This is a genomic window from Acinetobacter sp. CAU_H_S139_7 (genome assembly GCF_058599305.1).
In genome coordinates this window covers 3,039,993-3,057,574 of the sequence record NZ_CM178651.1, presented here as the reverse complement: position 1 = coordinate 3,057,574, position 17,582 = coordinate 3,039,993, and the positions used below count along the sequence as shown (strand labels likewise).

Genomic DNA, 17,582 nt, shown 5'->3' with positions numbered 1-17,582 from the left:
TTAATTTATGCATTAAAACCAAATGGACTATGGTGGCCATTTTGGTGACGCGTACAGTAAAATTCAGAGATGGCTAAAATTAAAAAATTATTGAGGCTATTTTGTCTTTATCGAGATGTATTCAGTTTCAATCACAAAGAACTGTGCCAAGGACAATGAAAAGAGAAAAATGCGGGCGGGAAATTTATAAATCGTGTTATTAATAAATTAAATTTTCTAAAAAAATTATGGATGATGACAACTTTTATTTTAGCGCCCGATTCATTCAAAGAAAGTATGACTGCAGAGCAGGTCTGTGCGGCGATGCAGCGCGGAATTCAAAACATAATCCCTGATGCTGTATGTATACATGTACCCATGGCAGATGGCGGCGAAGGCACAGTCGATGCTTTATTAACATCTTTAGCTGGCCAAAAAGTCGAATGTGAGGTGACAGGGCCCTTGCCATCACAACGAGTGAAAACGTATTGGGGCTTATTTGATGGCGGGCAAACGGCTGTTATTGAAATGGCCAAAGCTAATGGTATTCATCTGCTTGAGCCCGCACAGCGAAATCCATTGCTGACCACAACTTTGGGAACGGGGCAAATGATTCGGCATGCATTGGATCTAGGCGTGTCCAAAATTATTTTGGCACTTGGAGGCAGTGTCACTAATGATGCAGGTAGTGGTATGGCACAGGCGCTTGGAGTACGCTTTTTAGATGCACAAGGGCGGGACGTGCCCGTTGGTGGTGGTCATTTACGAGATATTGAACGGATCGATATGCAGGCTTTAGAATCACGCTTGCAAAAGATTCAAGTTTTAATTGCCTCCGATGTCACTAATCCGCTGTGTGGAGCACAGGGTGCATCGCATGTGTTTGGCCCGCAAAAAGGGGCGAGCGCAGAGATGGTTGAGCAGTTGGATCAAAACTTGAGTCATTTTGCAGATGTGGTGGAAACACAGCTTAATCCACAGGTACGTAATATTGCGGGGGCAGGCGCCGCAGGAGGGCTAGGTTTTGGTCTAATGGCCTTTACAGGCGCTAAGCTTCAGTCTGGCGCGAAGTGGGTGATTGAGCAAACTCAACTGGCGGAGAAAATAAAGCAAGCCGATTATGTGTTTACGGGTGAAGGCAGTATCGACTTCCAAACCAAGTTTGGCAAAACGCCGTGGGCAGTGGCTCAGTTAGCCAAGCAGTTGAATAAACCAGTGATTGCCTTTGCTGGACGTGTCGGAGAGGATGTTGAGTCATTATTTGATGAAGGGTTTAGTCAAATTGTTTCGATCAATGAACCCGACTGTGATTTAGCAATAGCATTGAAAAATGCAGAACAGCATTTGCAAAACAGTTGTGAGGACATCACTCGACTTTTGCTTTTAAATCATACTGAGCAAGCTTAATTTTAAATTTTTGAGGCAGTAAGCGGTTCGAGCCTAAGGTCTTAGCCCCAGATTTGAAGGTGTATTTCAGACAGAAATGGATAATCGTTGCTGTAGCCACATATTGACGTCATAGATTTGTTAGACTAGGAGCATCCACGAATTGATGAGTGATTATGAGTTTAGCCAGCCTAATTGATGAATTAAACCCGCAACAAAAACAAGCTGCCACGACTGAGTCGCAACACAGTCTGGTGCTCGCAGGGGCTGGCTGTGGCAAGACGAAAACCATTGTGGCACGTGCTGCATACCTAATTGATCAAGGGATTCCTGCCAACCAAATTCAAATTTTAACCTTTACCCGTCGTTCAGCCAGCGAGATCGTGGCGCGAGTGGAGCTGGCTTTGGGTGAGCAAGCCAAAGGGCTGCGCGCATCGACTTTTCATACTTTTTGTATGTATCTGCTGCGCCGTGTACCAAAAGCCTTTGGTTTAGAACAGTTTTCAATTATTGATCGTGATGATCAACTGATGATGTTCCGCCTGATTCGTGGAAAAGATGACAAGAAAAATCCTAATCAGCTGCCTAAACCGCAAGAACTGTGTGATCTGTATTCTTTTGCACGAAATACGCGTCAAAAGTTGAGTGATGCCTTAGAAAAACAGCATCCTGAGCATCTGGCCTTTAAAGATCAAATTGCGGAAATCATGAAAGAGTACGAGACACGTAAGCGTGCGCGTAGCTTTTTAGATTATGACGATATTCTTGCGATCGTGGTCTCAGCACTCGACCAGTCAGATGGTTTAGCCGACTATGTGGCATCGCTCTGCAAACACATGCTGGTCGATGAAATGCAGGACACCAATCCTTTGCAGTGGGCCTTGCTTGAGCCCCTTAAAGACAAAGTGAGCCTGTTCTGTGTCGGTGATGATGCACAGTCGATTTATGGTTTCCGTGGAGCAGATTTTGAAAATATTCACCATTTTAAAGACCGTGTGCCGAATGCTCAGGTGTTTAAATTGGAGCAAAACTATCGTTCAACCCAAGAAATTTTAGACCTTTCAAATTGGCTGCTCGATCAATCTGAGATTCAATATAACAAACGCCTAGATGCTCATCGGGGTGAGGGCGTGAAGCCTCGCATGCACATTTTCCCAAATGAGTTTGATGAAGCAAAATGGATCGCGATCGACATTAAAGAGCGCCATTACTTACAAGGCAGTAAATGGTCGGATCATATGGTCTTGGTGCGTTCTAGCTTTGCAGCACGGCATATTGAGGCAGCATGTATTGCAGCCAATGTCCCCTATCGATTTATTGGGGGTATGAAACTGCTTGAAACCGCGCATGTGAAAGATTTGCTCAGTTTGCTGCGCGTGATTGCCAATCCTCTCGATGATATTGCATGGATGCGTTTTCTCACTCTGTGGAATGGGGTGGGAGATGTAGGTGCAAGCCGTCTTGCTCAGCAACTTTTACTGGAGCCTGAGTTTGATTTGATCTTTGATAAATTAGAAAAATTTGGACGGATTCCTGCTGAAACATTGTTGATCATGAAGCAAATGACGGTACTGAAACAGGAAGTACAGGCTTGCGTCGGTTTGGGTATTCAAGCGATTGAAGCACAATTGGCTGAAAATTATAAAAAAGACTGGAACCGCCGCCAAGGTGACTTTGAACTGGTTAAACAATTGGCTTCTAAACATACCCAATTGAGTGAGTTTCTAGAGGAATATGTGCTTGATCCTGTGTCGATTTCTGAAATCGAACGCCAGTCAGATAGTGATGTCGTCACTCTGATTACCATTCACTCGGCCAAAGGTACAGAGCAAAAAGTCTGTTATGTCGTCAATGTCACCCCGGGGCAATATCCGCATGCACGTGCCCAAGGTGATTTTAATGATGTCGAAGAAGAGCGTCGGGTCTTGTATGTGGCACTGACCCGTGCTCAGAATGAGCTGATTTTAACCAAGCAAAATTTAAGTCTGTGGGCACGAGACGTGATTGATGAGCAAGGGCGTAAAGTTGAAAGCTACTTTTTAAATGATTTGACCCGAAATTTGTGTAGCATGGAAACCCATCATAAGCCTCGTCAGCAAACCGTAAAGAGTGCTTTAATTGAGCGCCAATCGATTAATTTAGATTTTGGGATTAATCTCGATTAAACTAAACAGATTACATTGTGGTATTTGTTGTGCAATGTTCAGAAAGTAGCGTAGGCGATTGCTTTTTGATGATTTTGCCTATTTTTGAAGGTTGTAAGATGAAAATTTTAGTTCGTAATTTAGAGCGTACAGTGGCTGAAGCTGAACTGCTTGAATTATTTAAGCAATATGGCACAGTTGCGTCATGTAATTTAATCCTTGATGCAGCAACAGGTAAATCGAAAGGTTTTGCTTTTGTTGAAATGCCGCATGCACGTGAAGCGATTAAAGCCATTAAAGGGCTTAATACACTACGTTTGCATGGCACTGGTATTCGCGTCAAACAGGCGGAAGATAAGCCTGAGAAGCCAGAAGCATAAGTAAAAAGGAGCAATTGATGCTCCTTTTTTTAGCATGAAATCTCTGTAAAACCATTGTCTAAATACGTTGTATAAAACTTTTTTCTCAAATGTGATGAAAGAGAAATCTATTTCTTTGACATCGTTCATGCATTTTTTGATTGTGCATTGTTTCAATTTCGGTTTACTCTTGAAAACTGTTACAACAATCAAGTTTTAGGAACACCCTTCATGACTCGTGTTGCCCGTTACCATGCTGATCGCACTAACCAAAAACTCTACTTTGCTCGACTTTCATGTCAACAAGCAGAACAAATTGATCATGTGCAACAAGCTCAGGCTTACCGTGAGGCTGCTGTGTTTCACTTGCATGGCGCGGTGCTTGCGTTTCTACAAGAGTTGGTCCGTTACTACCGCTTAAATGACGTTAACCCAACCTTGAAGTCCATAGAAGAGCATATGGCAGCTAAAGGCCAAGTCTCGCCTGAAGTGACTGTGATGCAACAACTATCGAAAGAAGGTTTCATTGCCGAGTTAAAACGTGCTTATCGCTTGTGTCAGTATGCGCCAGAGCCGAGTACACCTGAACCTGAGTCAGAAACTTCATCGAATCTGATCATCAAAGTGACTCAAACCCCTCAGGCATGGTTACCCGATACCAAAATTTTACGTGAGTGGCATCGAGACTTAACGGCGTTGATCGATGGCTTTCGGAATGAGATGGTTGAATTCTAAAAGCGATGACCAACGCTTGAAGTTTGAAAATTTGTCCTTATATCAATAAGTCTAAGCGAAGCAAAGTGCAACTGCCTTTGCCACCATGTTGAACATGGAGGAAATATGTCTATAGAACAATTGAAAGAATTATTTGGAAATCAAGAAGCCATTTTAGAATTGGTTCAACTTGAAGGTGGTGAGCTCGCACTACGTAACGCAGGTTCGGAGAGTGCGCCTTTAGTCACGATCCAGTTTAATGAAGAGCTCAAAGCATTATTGGGCGACCAGACAACAGTCGTTGCTCAGCAGATGGTGCAAGCGGCTTTATACGGCTTACTTGAAAAACAAGTGGGCGAATGGCAAGCGGAAGTTGTGGATGAAAAGCCACAGTTCTTTAGTTAAGCTGAATAAGAAAAAAACGCACTGAACAGTGCGTTTTTTTGTATCCAGTGTTGGTTGGTTAGTGGGTGGGTGCTTGATGATGTGCAATCTGAATTTGATTTAAAATATGATTGCTCATATTTTTCGCCATTTCCTCTTTTGCAAAATAAACTTCACCAATTTGATCGCGGCGAATCACTTCGGCTTCTTCTTTGCTTTCAGCACATACTAAGACCTGAATCTCAGGATTGAGGGTTTTGGCAATATCCACGATTTTATGAATATCTAAAATATCCATCGGGGAAAGTACCAACAGGCGCGCATGTTGAATATGGGCTTGAATCAGTACGCCAGGGTCTGTCGCCATCCCAGAAACAGCCGCAATGCCTTTTTCACGCAGGTTTTCTACAATTTCACGGTTTTCTTCCGCAATCACCACTTTAATGTCTTCGGCCATCAATTGTTTGGTAATTCGACGCCCCACTTCACCATGCCCAACTATTACCACTTGATCACGTAAGTAGTCTTGTGAAACTTCATCCGGCAGCATTGCCAGTGGGTCACCACTACGCTCCAGTAAGCGTGCTAGATGCGAGCGCTCACGAATCCAGCGTTGTACAGGCTCAATTGCGGAGAACACAAAGCTGTTTAAGGTGATGGAGATGAGTGCTCCTGCCAAAATTAGGTTTTGCCCTTCTAGGGACAAGAGTTTAAGTGAAACCCCGAGTGTCGCTAAGATGAAGGAAAACTCACCAATCTGTGCCAGTGAAGCACCGACGGTGAGTGCCGTATTGATGGGGTAGCGGAAAAAGAGCACCAGTGCCATAGCGGCAATGGTTTTGCCGACCATAATAATTGCAACGACTGCAAGCACATGCACAGGTTGTTCCACTAAGATGCGTGGGTCAAATAACATGCCAACTGCAACAAAGAACAAAATGGCAAAAATTTCACGTAGAGGGAGAGTCTCTTCTTCGGCTCGATGGCTAAAGTCAGACTCTTTAACGACCATCCCGGCAAAGAAAGCGCCCAGTGCCATGGAAACACCGAAAATTTTGTACGCGCCAAAGGCGATTGAGACCGCAGCAGCCACCACGGTTAAGGTAAATAGTTCACGCGAACCAAGGCGAGCGACAAATTGCATGATCATTGGAACGAGACGTTTCCCGATGATCAGCATAAAAGCGATGAAGCCTACGACTTTAAGTAAGGTGATGCCTAAGGTAAGCCAAATGTTGTCATCAGTACTGCCTGTAAGGGCTTCTCCACCGAGTAGAGCTGCTGTTGCGGGTAAGAGTACCAGTACCAAGACCATGACCAGATCTTCAACTAAGAGCCAACCTACGGCAATTTTACCGTTGACTGAATTGAGTAGACCACGGTCTCCCAGTGCTTTGAGTAATACCACTGTACTGGCACAAGACAGGCTTAAGCCGAAGACCAAGGCAGAGCCAAAACTCCATCCCCAGATCATACTGACGCCTATTCCGAGCAGGGTCGCGACAGCAATTTGTAAAATAGCACCAGGCAATGCGATGCGGCGAACTTGTAATAAGTCATTGAGGGAAAAATGCATGCCCACACCAAACATGAGGAACATGACCCCAAGTTCAGCCAATTGGTTCGCCAGATGAATGTCCGCGACAATACCAGGGGTATTGGGACTAATAATGATACCCGCAATCAGATAACCAATCAGTGGGGGAAGGCGTAAGCGTACGGCAAGATAGCCGAAAATGAGCGCAAGCCCAAAACCGACAGCAAGTAATATAATGAGATCTACGTCATGAGGCACTAAAAACTCCTTAAGCAAAAGTTAAGGGTGAAAAAGAAGCAAAGCACAAATGGTGCCAAAAGAGATTAAAAGTTTAACAAGTCGAACGAAAAAAAAGCAAAAAAAAACGACCTAAAGCAGGTCGTTTTTTCCAAAAAACTAAAATTATTTAATTTTAGCTTCTTTGAAGATTACGTGTTGACGGATTTTTGGATCAAATTTTTTGATTTCCATTTTTTCCGGCATAGTACGTTTGTTCTTAGTTGTGGTATAGAAATAACCTGTACCAGCAGTAGAAACTAGGCGAATTTTATCACGCATGGTTCAGACTCCTTAGATCTTTTGACCTTGAGCACGTAGGTCAGCAACAACCTTCTCGATGCCCAATTTGTCGATAATACGCATACCTTTTGTAGTTAGACGAAGACGTACGAAACGTTTTTCGCTTTCTAACCAGAAACGGTGGTGATGCAGGTTCGGCTCGAACCGGCGTTTGGTTTTGTTATTGGCGTGCGAGACGTTGTTGCCAACGACTGGACGCTTGCCGGTAACTTGGCAAACCTTAGACATGGTGAACTCCATTGCTAGACAGCACCGATTGTGCGCTAGTTATTAAGTAAACGGATGAAATCATTCAAGGGGCGTTTTATACCAAAAATGCGCTTAAAAGACAAGCGATTTTCATTAAAACTAGGCATGAACCCGTGCGATAGGTCATGCCTTGATCATTTAGCGAAGAAGGGTCTTTGAAATCAACTTGTGAATTGGTTTGTTAAACGGTGGGAGAATGAATTTCAAGCTATATAACTTGGGATTCGACATCACTGACCGTTCATGCGACAAACTGAAGAAACCTTCTGGACCATGATATTTCCCCATACCTGATGCACCAACGCCACCAAATGGTAAATCGTCTTGTGCGACATGGGTCAAAACCGTGTTTTGTCCGAAATGCCCTGAATGAGTACGCTGTGCAACATAATCTGCACGCGCCTGATCAAAGTCGAAGTAGTATAATGCAAGTGGACGCGGACGGCTATTAATAAACTCGATAACATCGTCTATTTGATCATATTCCATGATCGGCAGCAGTGGTCCAAAGATTTCGTCTTGCATAATACGCATGTCAGGCGTGACGCCAGTTAACAGTGTAGGGGGCACTTTACGTGTATCGGAGAAGGTTTCATGGGCTGGGTTGATTTCAACCACCTGTGCTCCATGCTCACGTGCATTTTCGAGATAACCTTGTAAGCGGTTGTATTGGCGGTCATTAATAATCGAGGTGTAGTCTGGATTATGCAGAATGTCGGGATACATCTCTTCCACACACTCGCGGAAGTGCTCAATGAACTCGGCAGTTTTACCTTTAGGCAAGAACATATAGTCAGGTGCAACACAGGTTTGACCTGCATTCCATAGTTTCCCTGCGGCAATCCGCTGCGCAACATCCCGTAAATGAATAGAAGGATGTACTAATACTGGTGATTTTCCGCCAAGTTCGAGGATCAGTGGAACGAGGTTCTCTGCCGCAGCAGCCATAACGGTTTTACCGACGTTGGTTGAACCTGTGAAAATCAGTTTGTCAAAAGCCAAACGACAAAAGGCATCCGAGATCGCGCCACCGCCATTGGTCACGGAAACTAACTCTTGAGGAAAGGCTTCAGAGAGCGCTTTTTCAAGGATGCGACCAAAGTTGCCTGATGAACTAGAAATCTTGATCATGGCATGGTTGCCTGCCGCCAAAGCACAAATCAGGGGGCCAATCGAGAGTAATAAAGGATAGTTCCATGGGGTAATAATGCCGATCACACCTAAAGGTTGATATTGCACCCATGCTTTAGCTGGCTGGTGAATGATGGAAACGTGACGTTTCGAGGGTTTCATCCACGTGGTTAAATGCTTGCTATAATATTTGATGTGTTCAAGGCAGGTGAGTAATTCCCCAATTTTGGTTTCACTGGTGGAACGGTTGCCGTAGTCTTGATTAATTGCCTCTGCAAATTGATCTTGATACTTAACTAAGATACGCTTAAGTCGTGCCAAACGGTCAATACGCTCTTTTGCGGTTGGCAATGGATAACGTAAATAAGCGTGCTTTTGCTGTTCAAGCACATCATGTAGGTGCTGAATATCATAAGAATGTGGTGTCAATGAAGTTGTTTTTGTTTGACTGTTCATGCCGCACTACCATTTCAAATTTCAATTTATGTTTAATTTTTAGAGTAATTACTCTAATTAGTCAAGTTACTTTATGTGTTAGTCTTCTAATGCACTGAATGAATGGTTATTTTAGGATGTCTCAAACTAAAACGTTGAAAACCAAAGAACGTATTTTGCAACTCAGTTTGCAGCTTTTTAACGAGCGTGGAGAACGTTCTGTTACGACCAATCATATTGCCGCTGAATTGAATATGAGTCCGGGCAATTTGTATTATCACTTTCGCAATAAAAGTGAAATTATCAAAGAGCTCATGGAACAGTATCAAGGCGAAACGCTACAGATGCTGGCTTTGCCAGATGACCGTCTGTTAGATGCCAATGATAAAATTCGTTATTTTCAGGTGCTGAGCAGCCAGTTATGGGCTTATCGCTTTTTACACCGTGATGTCTATCATTTGGTCGAAAACAATGAAGACTTCCGTAAGATGTATCCGCGTTTTGCAGGGCAAGTGATGCAACAAGGGCAAAAAATTTATCAGGCCTTTGTTGATGCAGGTCTGATGCAAATGACGTCGTCTGAAATTGAAGCTCTGATTATCAATTTATGGATTGTACTGACCAACTGGACCAACTTCCTTTATATGTCGGGTCATATCACTGACTCCAATACATTAGAAGAAAAGTGGGTTTGGCAGGCACTCCGTCAAATGGTGTTCTTAGAAGGGGCTTATTTGCGTGGTGAAAGTCGTGAGACGTATGAGCGCTTGTTGGATACGATGGGGTCATCTGAACTGTTTTCGAGCTTGGCGTCATTTAAATCGGATGATAAGCCATAAGGTATTTTGACAGCTGAGTAAAAAGCGCTAGAATACTCGGCTTGATTTTCATTTTACTGATTTAAACTGACATGAATATGACAACTGCTAACACGGCACGTTTACTGATTACTTGTGAAGATAAGCCAGGGATCGTGCAAGCTGTATCGAGCTTTTTGTATCATCAAGGCGCGAATATTACTGCGCTTGATCAATACGCGACTGAAGCTCAGGGCGGACGTTACTTTATGCGTGTTGAGTTTGAACTAGACAATTTACAGTCTCGTAAAGAAAGCATCACTCAAACTTTTGCTGCAAATGTAGCAGAGCGTTATGAAATGCAATGGCGTTTGGCGCTGGTCAGCGACGTGAAAAAAGTCGGGATTTTGGTGTCTAAAGTAGATCATGCTTTACTTGAGTTGTTATGGCGTCATGCGCGTGGTGGTTTGCCGTGCGAAATTACCAAAGTGATTTCTAACCACGAAACTTTACGTGAAGCGGTTGAGAACTTTGGCATTCCGTTTGAAGTTGTCCCTGTAACGAAGGACAACAAACGCGAAGCTTATGCTGAAATTGATGAATTAATGCAAGGCAATGATTTATTGGTACTTGCGCGTTACATGCAAATTCTAGATGAAGCATTTGTCGAGAAGTGGGAAATGAAAGTGATCAACATTCACCATTCATTCCTCCCTGCTTTTGTTGGCGCAAACCCATATAAGCAAGCGCATGAAAAAGGTGTAAAACTCATTGGTGCAACTGCGCACTATGTCACTGCGGATCTGGATCAAGGTCCGATCATTGAGCAGGATGTAGAGCGTGTGAACCATGACTTTACGGTTGATCAATTACGTGAATTGGGTCAGGATGTTGAACGTAATGTCTTGGCACGTGCAGTGAAGTGGCACTTAGAAGACCGTATTATTGTTGATGGTAACAAAACAGTCGTTTTCCAATAAAAAATTGGTTGCAAGCACGATTGAAAAAGGCATACATTAAGTATGCCTTTTTTGTTTAGGTATGATTAGAAAAAACCATAAAAAGTGACAAATTAATAGTTGCAAATGAAAACACTTCTCATTTATCATTGCGCTACTTTATTGTACTAACCGATAAGCGTTATAGTGGAAACCAACCCAGTGGCCACTTCGCTTAAATTAGGTCACCGATTTTAATGAGTTCAACAGTTATTTCTCCTATGCAGACTCCCAACCCGATGAAAAAGAAAGTTCTTGCTGCTTTGATCGCGGTTGTCGTGGGCCATATGGGCGTATTGTGGGCAGTGAACCACATGAAAGCTCCTGAACTCAAACCGATTGAAAAAGAACCATTGAAGGTTCGCTTCGTTAAAATTCAAGAACCACCAAAACCGCTACCGCCTAAGCCGAAGGAAGAACCGAAAAAGGAACCGACTAAGCCGAAGGAAGTGAAGATTGTGGAAAAACCACAACCGACCCCACCGAAAAAGGTAGAAAAGGTTCAACAAGTTAAAAAAGCAGAAGTGGTTAAACCGGTTGTTAAACCAACCGAAACTCCAGTAAAACCGACAGTCACCACGACGATTACAGAGAAAAAAGTCGAAAAACCTGTCGTGCAACCAGAGCAAGCGAAACCTGTTACTCAAGCTGAACCTGCCGATACTTCACCGAAGTCGGTGTCGATTGGTGGTTCAGGTGTGCAATGGAGCCGCTCTCCAAAACCAGTTTATAGTAATCAAGATTTACAAGGTGAAAACCGTCGAGTCGTGGTGCTGATTGAGGCGAATGAAAAAGGGTCGATTGTGAATGCCCGTATTACGCGCTCAAGTGGTGTGCCTGCTTTAGATGAAAAGATTTTAAGAGCTGTCAAAGGCGCTAAATTTAAACCTTATAAAGAAAATGGTGTGGCTTATCCAATTCGGGCTGAGCAACCATTTGATTTAGAATTGAATACAAAACGCTAACTTTATCAGGAGTTCGAGTATGAACTTTTCAGTTTATTGGCAACATGCTGATGCAGTCAGTAAAACACTGTATTTCATCTTGTTGGCAATGTCGATTGCAACGTGGACCATCTTTGTTTTACGTATCATGGGTACACGTCAATTGAAACAACAAGCTTATGCTCAACTTTCACAAGCTTTAGCTAAGTTAAAATCAAAGTTTGCTGTACTGAACTTTGAACAACGTAAAGCAGTTGCAGAACAAGCACTCCTTCGTCAAATTTCTGCTGAAAAAGCGAATGCTGAGAAAGGTGTTTCAGTTCTAGGTACCATTGCATCGCTTGCACCGTTCGTTGGTTTGTTCGGTACAGTATGGGGAATTTTCCATGCCCTTGTTGCTGTTGGCAAAAGTGGTCAAGCAGGCTTAGCGCAAGTTGCAACTCCTGTGGGTGAAGCATTGATCATGACGGGTTTAGGTTTGGCTGTCGCGATTCCTGCGGTGTTAGCATATAACATCTGTGCACGTGTGAACCGTACTTTGGCACATGAGCTTCAAGACCAAGCACACGGCTTGCTCATTGATACCATGTTGCAACAAGACTCAGCACCTGCGGCAGTAGAAAGTAAAGCGACTCAACAAGGTTTAGTTGGAGGTCAAGCTTAATGGCTTTTCAATTGGGTGACGATAACGATGCTGGCATGAATGAGATGAACCTCATTCCGCTGATCGATATTATGCTGGTTTTGATGATCATCTTTTTGGTGACAGCGACCGTTGCCAACCCATCAATTCCATTAACTTTACCAAAAACGACAGCTGATATTGTAGATCCTCCACCTAAAGCCATTACGGTAAGCATTAATGCAAAAGGCGAAGTGGCTTGGGATAATCAAGTGATTAGCTTGGAAGAACTACAAACGCGTTTTAATGAAGCGGGTGAGTTGGAAACCAAGCCAACGGTTCAACTTCGTGCAGATAAAGAATCTCGTTACGATATGGTCGCACAAGTCATGTCTCGTGCGAGTGAAGCTGGACTGGCGGATATTGCTTTCGTAAGCGATAACTAAGTTGATGTTAAAAAAAGCGACTCTTGAAGTCGCTTTTTTTTATGGTGAATTATTGAGTTATTTGCTGTCTTTCAATAAAGCCTGAAACTTAGAGCGCAGCTTCATTAGTTTTGGCGGAATGGCAAAGTTGCAATAGCCTTGAGATGGGTTACGAGCGTAAAAGTTCTGGTGATAGTCTTCAGCCGAATAGAACGTCGGTACAGGACTGAGTTCGGTCACAATATCGAGACCTTCTGCCTTTAAGTCGGCAATCGCTTGCTCTGCGTCAGCACGTTGTGCATCATTAAAATAGTAAATGACTGAACGATACTGTGTTCCGACATCATTGCCTTGACGGTTGAGTGTCGTAGGATCATGAGTGGCAAAAAACACATCGAGCAGCTGAGCATAGCTGATTTGAGCTTCATCAAAATCAATTAAAATAACTTCGGCGTGGTTGGTATCGCCACGACAAATGTCTTCATACGTTGGGTTGTCGGTATCTCCACCTGCATAACCACTGGTCACTTTATGTATGCCCTGAAGCTCTAAATAAACCGCTTCTACACACCAAAAACATCCACCACCAAAGAGTGCTTGTTGCATTTTAAAATCCTAATTGTGTTTATATCTGTTTATATAAGGGCTGATTTGTTCAGTACAATGTTGTCTGTTACAGATTAAAAAAGCCTGTGATTACAGGCTTTTTATAGAAACAATTTAACGTGGTTGAATGGCAGAGCCAAACTGTAGCAGCAAATTACCATGTCGATCGAGCAGTTTCAGAGTTTTACCAAATACTTGGTAATGCGTCACTTTTGCCAGCGTTTCTTGGAACTGTTGCGGGACAGCACTGTTATTGATACAGGCCATTCGGGTGGTTGCGAGCTGGCTCAAGGTGAGCGTATCGCGTCCGACGGTATAACTGCCCATAATGCGGTTACAGCCATCTGCACCACTGATGCGGTTATCAGCTGAAAACTGAAGGCTTGGAATATTACGTTCATTGGGTGCTGTTTTAATTTCGGTATTGCCCATTTGCGTCAAAATCCAAGTCCGTTGCTGGAGTTGTTGAATGTTGGCCATTTCAATGGTGTCGGATGGAGGTGGTGTAGTTTGGCAGCCAGTCATGATTAAGCTACTCGCTAAAAGACTGCTCGCAATCAGTTTTTTTAACATGGGATCAGACTCTTATTGTGATGTATCGTCTGAACTATCAAAGCAAATTTTGTCCTTGATTGCCAGTTTTAACTTGCAGCTTTTCGTTGCAGACTTTAGCGTGTTTGGTCAACGGGTAGGCCCTGACGAATGAGCTGTGAATACTCACGACTGGTTAACTCTGTTTCTTTGCTTACACGTGGGTTGATATAGGCTTTTTGATACCATGTTTTCATATTCCACTGTGGGCTAATCGCGCCTAAATCATACAAATAATTCGGCAAATAACCTGAGGCTAAAATACGATAGTCGGTTGGTAAAGCGTCATGTGAAACGGCTTGAACCATATCAAACACCAAGGTGGTGCAATTACTGGTGAGGGTGTTATACCACTTAGGATGCTTGGCGAGCTCGTCTGCCTTATGTAAATACTCTACAAACAGTGCTTTACTTTCAGCCTGTCCGAGGCGAACAGGAAAGAAATAGACTTGTTCATGACGAATATTGCTACGGGTATAGACAATATCATGTTCGTCTGAGGCCACTAAACTCAGCTCATATTTTCTAAAAAAACCACCAATCGCTGAAAATTCTTCATTTTTCTCTTTGCGAATTTCAATGGAAAAGGTCAGCGGTGCGGTATTGGCAAAATCAAAACTGACCAAAGTATGCGCGATTTGTGGCCCCATCCAGTATGAGGTAATGATATTGACCCCAGTGATTTGATTTAGATCGAAAGAGCGGGTATCCCAATGTTCAGTATAGGAGCCGTCAGGGTGCCATGTGAAATTGCGGACATTATGAAGGGTGACATGGTCGCCTTGTTTTTCATAATGCAAGATTTTTGCTACTTCAGGTTGCCAGTCGCGGTCTTGGCGAGCATCTAAACTAAAATACCAAGACAACGCCAGTAAAAAGCCAAGGAGATAAAGAATGATATCGAGGCGACGACCAAAAAAGCTTTGGGTGATATAGATACCCAAAATGCTGAGTGCAAAAGCAATCCAGATCCCAATAAAAATACGGCTGACCAACCAGCCCAAAGGCTCTTGAATCCACAATGCAAAACACAGCCAAATTGAACTGAACAAGACAAAAATACTAAACAGGGTGTGGAGTAATCCAAAGCCCAGTGTCCGCCAAAATTCTATTTTGATCATGTTGTGCATCGTGCTTTTAGCAAAAAGAATATGCTTTATTTTTGATAGGTTGCGAACTCAAAAGCAATTCCAGTTTTGTCATCAATATGTTGTTCTGATGCGACTTTTTTGAATGCTGCTGGAATGGCAGGGTAATGCGCATCACCTTGCACATCGAGTTCAACATGCGTGAGTTCTAAACGGTCCGCAATGTCGATGGTCTGTTTAAAAATTTCACCGCCACCAATGATAAAAATACTGTTTGGTTTTTCTGAAGCTTGAACATCGGCAACAGCTTGCGCTAAAGCTTCTTCGATGCTGTAAGCCACCTTTGTACCGTCAAAAGTCCAAGAAGTGTCGCGAGTAATGACCCAATTGACACGCTTGGGTAAAGTACGGCCCATCGATTCCAGCGTTTTACGGCCCATAATGACCACACCACCTTGGGTGATGGCTTTAAAGTGTTTTAGATCGGCTGAAATATGCCAAGGTAGGTCATTGCCTTTACCAATACAGTGTTGCTGATCCATTGCCACTACATGTACAACTTCTAAGTTTTGAAAGGCCATAACGCGCTCAAATGTTGGGTCATATTTCTTATTCTTCCTCAAGGAGAGGAAGAATATCTATGGGTAAACCTTAATCCCGCTGATTCAAGGCGAGATTGAATTCGGCTTTATCTGCTTTAAACAGCAACCGGTGCTTTAATCCCGGGATGTGATTCATAACCCACGATTTCGATATCTTCAAATTTAAAGTCGAAAATATCATTAACCGCTGGATTGAGTTTCAGTTGGCACAGCCCTAAAGGTTCACGGCTTAACTGAAGCTTTGCTTGCTCAAAATGGTTGGCATATAAATGCGTATCACCACCCGTCCAGACAAAGTCACCCACGCCTAAACCGCAGACTTGCGCGATCATATGCGTGAGTAGCGCATAACTGGCAATATTAAAAGGCACACCTAGAAAAACATCGGCACTGCGTTGATAGAGCTGACAAGACAGTTTGCCGTTATGGACAAAAAACTGGAAGAGGGTGTGGCACGGAGGAAGGGCGACTTGCCCAGCTTCTTGTGGATTCCAACCCGATACAATCAGACGGCGTGAGTTTGGATTGGTTTTAATTTCATTGACTAACCAAGCAATTTGGTCAAAACCATCTTTTTCATACAAACCATCGGCTTTTTTGGTTGCGCCAAAGTTACGCCATTGATGTCCGTACACCGGCCCCAGTTCACCTTCTGGGCGACCAAAACGCGCAGTTTGTTCTGCAGTTGACCATTCGTCCCAAATGCTGACTTTGTTATCTTGTAAATATTGCACATTGGTATCGCCTTTTAAGAACCACAACAGTTCAATCACGATTGAACGAAAGTGCACTTTCTTAGTGGTTAATAAAGGGAAGCCTTGAGAAAGATCAAAGCGCATTTGATGACCAAATACTGAGCGCGTACCTGTACCAGTACGGTCGCCTTTATCACCGCCGTGATCGAGGATGTGTTGTAGCAGGTCTAAATACGTTTTCATAAAACTCTCAAATAAACACTTTGGGGGAACAGACCTCTTAATAGAAGTGCCTGTTCTTTCCACTCTAAATTATAAAATCTGCGGATGATTATACTGAATTGTGCCTTATTGCGCACCCGAGATTAGTAAGTCAGGCAAGATGATTACTCATATAAAAGTTATGTGAAAGCTATTACAGAGAACCAGGTTAAAGTGGTTTTGTGCAGGATTTAAACTGCAATAATTGAGTTGTATCGAATCTAAATAGATAGCCGTTTAGATGGGCAATCCATTCCATATCTAAGGACTTCATTAGCCAATGTTGAAAAATTTGAGCTTAAGCCGAAAAAGGACTTGGGTAAGGGGTAAATTTTTTTAGTTAATTTAAGTTTCAAAAAGTACAGAGAAAAGAAAACTTTAGAAAGGTTGTGTTGCATTTTGAAAAAAAATATTACATTTACGACATGAAAGTTCAATGCTGAGCGGTTAGTATTTCGAACTCGAAAAGTTGCACACCCCTAATGATTGGGAGGAGAGTTGGTTTTAGTATGCCTTATGATCAAAACGTAAATATGAATGACGTCTATGCGCCTGCGCAAACCAATATCATAATACGTTCTCAGTCAGAGCGAAATGTCACCGCTTCGGATATTTTAAGCTCGAAGCAGGCACGAGAAAGGGCCATTAGCAACCATCAGCGTGTGGATCTTGAAAAATTTACAGGTTTCTTAAGAAATATTACCCGTCAAACCAGCACCCAAAAATGTGCTAAAAGTATTCGCATTGGATTAGAGTCTGCGGGTGCACGCTTCAAGAGCCATCCTGTGGCTGCGGCAGATTGGGGGAAGACCTTAACCAGCATTGGTTATCGTAAAATCAACTTATCTTTTGATCAGCCTAAAAAAGGCGATATTTATATTATCGACCGTACTGCAAAGAACCGTTATGGACATATTGCCGCTTATTCAGGCAATGGCTGGGTTTCTGATTTTAAACAAAGTGGTTATGCGGTTTATCGTAACCAAAATGTGAACTACAGCTATTATCGAATGGATTAAGCAGATGTTGACGGGATGTAGAGCAACTCCGCATCCC

The 17,582-nt window shown here is 43.1% G+C and carries 20 protein-coding genes; 11 read left to right on the top strand and 9 right to left on the bottom strand.

The genetic code is table 11. From position 1 onward, the window contains the following. Window positions 1-231: 231 nt before the first annotated feature. The 5 genes from AC4MC0_RS14870 (at window position 232) to AC4MC0_RS14850 (ending at window position 4,987) form a co-directional block, all read left to right on the top strand. Window positions 232-1,386 carry a glycerate kinase gene (locus AC4MC0_RS14870; RefSeq protein ID WP_201707129.1) on the top strand — a complete coding sequence of 385 codons (1,155 nt, stop codon included), beginning with the start codon at window positions 232-234 and terminating at the stop codon, window positions 1,384-1,386. Window positions 1,387-1,541: 155 nt separating this feature from the next. Then, window positions 1,542-3,530, top strand: a complete 1,989-nt coding sequence (locus tag AC4MC0_RS14865) for an ATP-dependent helicase (protein WP_335997669.1) — start codon at window positions 1,542-1,544, stop codon at window positions 3,528-3,530. A 98-nt stretch (window positions 3,531-3,628) separates the two neighbouring features. Further along, complete coding sequence (locus AC4MC0_RS14860) at window positions 3,629-3,889, top strand: RNA recognition motif domain-containing protein (RefSeq protein ID WP_004692489.1); 261 nt, start codon at window positions 3,629-3,631, stop codon at window positions 3,887-3,889. 210 nt (window positions 3,890-4,099) lie between these two features. Next, the gene (locus AC4MC0_RS14855; protein WP_159127131.1) at window positions 4,100-4,603 is read left to right on the top strand and encodes a DUF6586 family protein; all 504 of its coding nucleotides are present in this window, start codon (window positions 4,100-4,102) and stop codon (window positions 4,601-4,603) included. A gap of 105 nt (window positions 4,604-4,708) precedes the next feature. Further along, a complete protein-coding gene (locus AC4MC0_RS14850) occupies window positions 4,709-4,987 on the top strand; it encodes a hypothetical protein (RefSeq protein ID WP_004692486.1) in 279 nt (92 codons plus the stop codon). Between the two features lie 58 nt (window positions 4,988-5,045). Here the strand turns inward: AC4MC0_RS14850 and AC4MC0_RS14845 are convergent, their stop codons facing one another. The 4 genes from AC4MC0_RS14845 to AC4MC0_RS14830 all read right to left on the bottom strand — a co-directional run bounded on the left by AC4MC0_RS14845 (window position 5,046) and on the right by AC4MC0_RS14830 (window position 8,918). Then, complete coding sequence (locus AC4MC0_RS14845) at window positions 5,046-6,761, bottom strand: cation:proton antiporter (protein ID WP_004692484.1); 1,716 nt, start codon at window positions 6,759-6,761, stop codon at window positions 5,046-5,048. Between the two features lie 144 nt (window positions 6,762-6,905). Next, window positions 6,906-7,061, bottom strand: a complete 156-nt coding sequence (gene rpmG / locus AC4MC0_RS14840; RefSeq protein WP_003654787.1) for a 50S ribosomal protein L33 — start codon at window positions 7,059-7,061, stop codon at window positions 6,906-6,908. A 12-nt stretch (window positions 7,062-7,073) separates the two neighbouring features. Continuing rightward, entirely contained in the window at window positions 7,074-7,310 is a 237-nt protein-coding gene (gene rpmB, locus AC4MC0_RS14835; protein ID WP_000048256.1) for a 50S ribosomal protein L28, read from the bottom strand. A gap of 159 nt (window positions 7,311-7,469) precedes the next feature. Beyond that, a complete protein-coding gene (locus AC4MC0_RS14830; protein ID WP_335997674.1) occupies window positions 7,470-8,918 on the bottom strand; it encodes a coniferyl aldehyde dehydrogenase in 1,449 nt (482 codons plus the stop codon). A 116-nt stretch (window positions 8,919-9,034) separates the two neighbouring features. Between AC4MC0_RS14830 and AC4MC0_RS14825 the strand changes: the two genes are divergently transcribed. The 5 genes from AC4MC0_RS14825 (at window position 9,035) to AC4MC0_RS14805 (ending at window position 12,704) form a co-directional block, all read left to right on the top strand. Beyond that, window positions 9,035-9,736 (top strand): TetR/AcrR family transcriptional regulator, encoded by a 702-nt coding sequence (locus AC4MC0_RS14825; protein ID WP_335997676.1) that lies wholly within the window; start codon window positions 9,035-9,037, stop codon window positions 9,734-9,736. A gap of 71 nt (window positions 9,737-9,807) precedes the next feature. Further along, a complete protein-coding gene (gene purU / locus AC4MC0_RS14820) occupies window positions 9,808-10,674 on the top strand; it encodes a formyltetrahydrofolate deformylase (RefSeq protein ID WP_004692478.1) in 867 nt (288 codons plus the stop codon). Between the two features lie 215 nt (window positions 10,675-10,889). Next, window positions 10,890-11,657 (top strand): energy transducer TonB, encoded by a 768-nt coding sequence (locus AC4MC0_RS14815; protein WP_005400841.1) that lies wholly within the window; start codon window positions 10,890-10,892, stop codon window positions 11,655-11,657. 19 nt (window positions 11,658-11,676) lie between these two features. Continuing rightward, window positions 11,677-12,300 (top strand): MotA/TolQ/ExbB proton channel family protein, encoded by a 624-nt coding sequence (locus AC4MC0_RS14810; RefSeq protein ID WP_004692475.1) that lies wholly within the window; start codon window positions 11,677-11,679, stop codon window positions 12,298-12,300. After that, window positions 12,300-12,704, top strand: coding sequence for an ExbD/TolR family protein (locus AC4MC0_RS14805; RefSeq protein WP_004692473.1), 405 nt, complete (start codon window positions 12,300-12,302; stop codon window positions 12,702-12,704). The genes AC4MC0_RS14810 and AC4MC0_RS14805 overlap by 1 nt, the downstream gene beginning before the upstream one ends. Window positions 12,705-12,761: 57 nt before the next feature. Here the strand turns inward: AC4MC0_RS14805 and msrA are convergent, their stop codons facing one another. The 5 genes from msrA to thyA all read right to left on the bottom strand — a co-directional run bounded on the left by msrA (window position 12,762) and on the right by thyA (window position 16,508). Continuing rightward, window positions 12,762-13,289, bottom strand: coding sequence for a peptide-methionine (S)-S-oxide reductase MsrA (msrA, locus tag AC4MC0_RS14800; RefSeq protein WP_005400840.1), 528 nt, complete (start codon window positions 13,287-13,289; stop codon window positions 12,762-12,764). Between the two features lie 114 nt (window positions 13,290-13,403). After that, window positions 13,404-13,862 (bottom strand): META domain-containing protein, encoded by a 459-nt coding sequence (locus tag AC4MC0_RS14795; RefSeq protein ID WP_335997680.1) that lies wholly within the window; start codon window positions 13,860-13,862, stop codon window positions 13,404-13,406. A gap of 95 nt (window positions 13,863-13,957) precedes the next feature. Beyond that, entirely contained in the window at window positions 13,958-15,010 is a 1,053-nt protein-coding gene (locus tag AC4MC0_RS14790; protein WP_335997682.1) for an Lnb N-terminal periplasmic domain-containing protein, read from the bottom strand. A gap of 26 nt (window positions 15,011-15,036) precedes the next feature. Then, window positions 15,037-15,549, bottom strand: coding sequence for a dihydrofolate reductase (locus AC4MC0_RS14785; protein WP_058868893.1), 513 nt, complete (start codon window positions 15,547-15,549; stop codon window positions 15,037-15,039). A gap of 116 nt (window positions 15,550-15,665) precedes the next feature. Then, on the bottom strand, window positions 15,666-16,508 hold the full coding sequence (gene thyA / locus AC4MC0_RS14780; protein ID WP_004692464.1) for a thymidylate synthase: 843 nt from the start codon (window positions 16,506-16,508) through the stop codon (window positions 15,666-15,668). Window positions 16,509-17,035: 527 nt separating this feature from the next. Here thyA and AC4MC0_RS14775 point away from each other — a divergent pair. Then, entirely contained in the window at window positions 17,036-17,545 is a 510-nt protein-coding gene (locus tag AC4MC0_RS14775) for a CHAP domain-containing protein (RefSeq protein ID WP_087011366.1), read from the top strand. Window positions 17,546-17,582 lie beyond the last annotated feature (37 nt).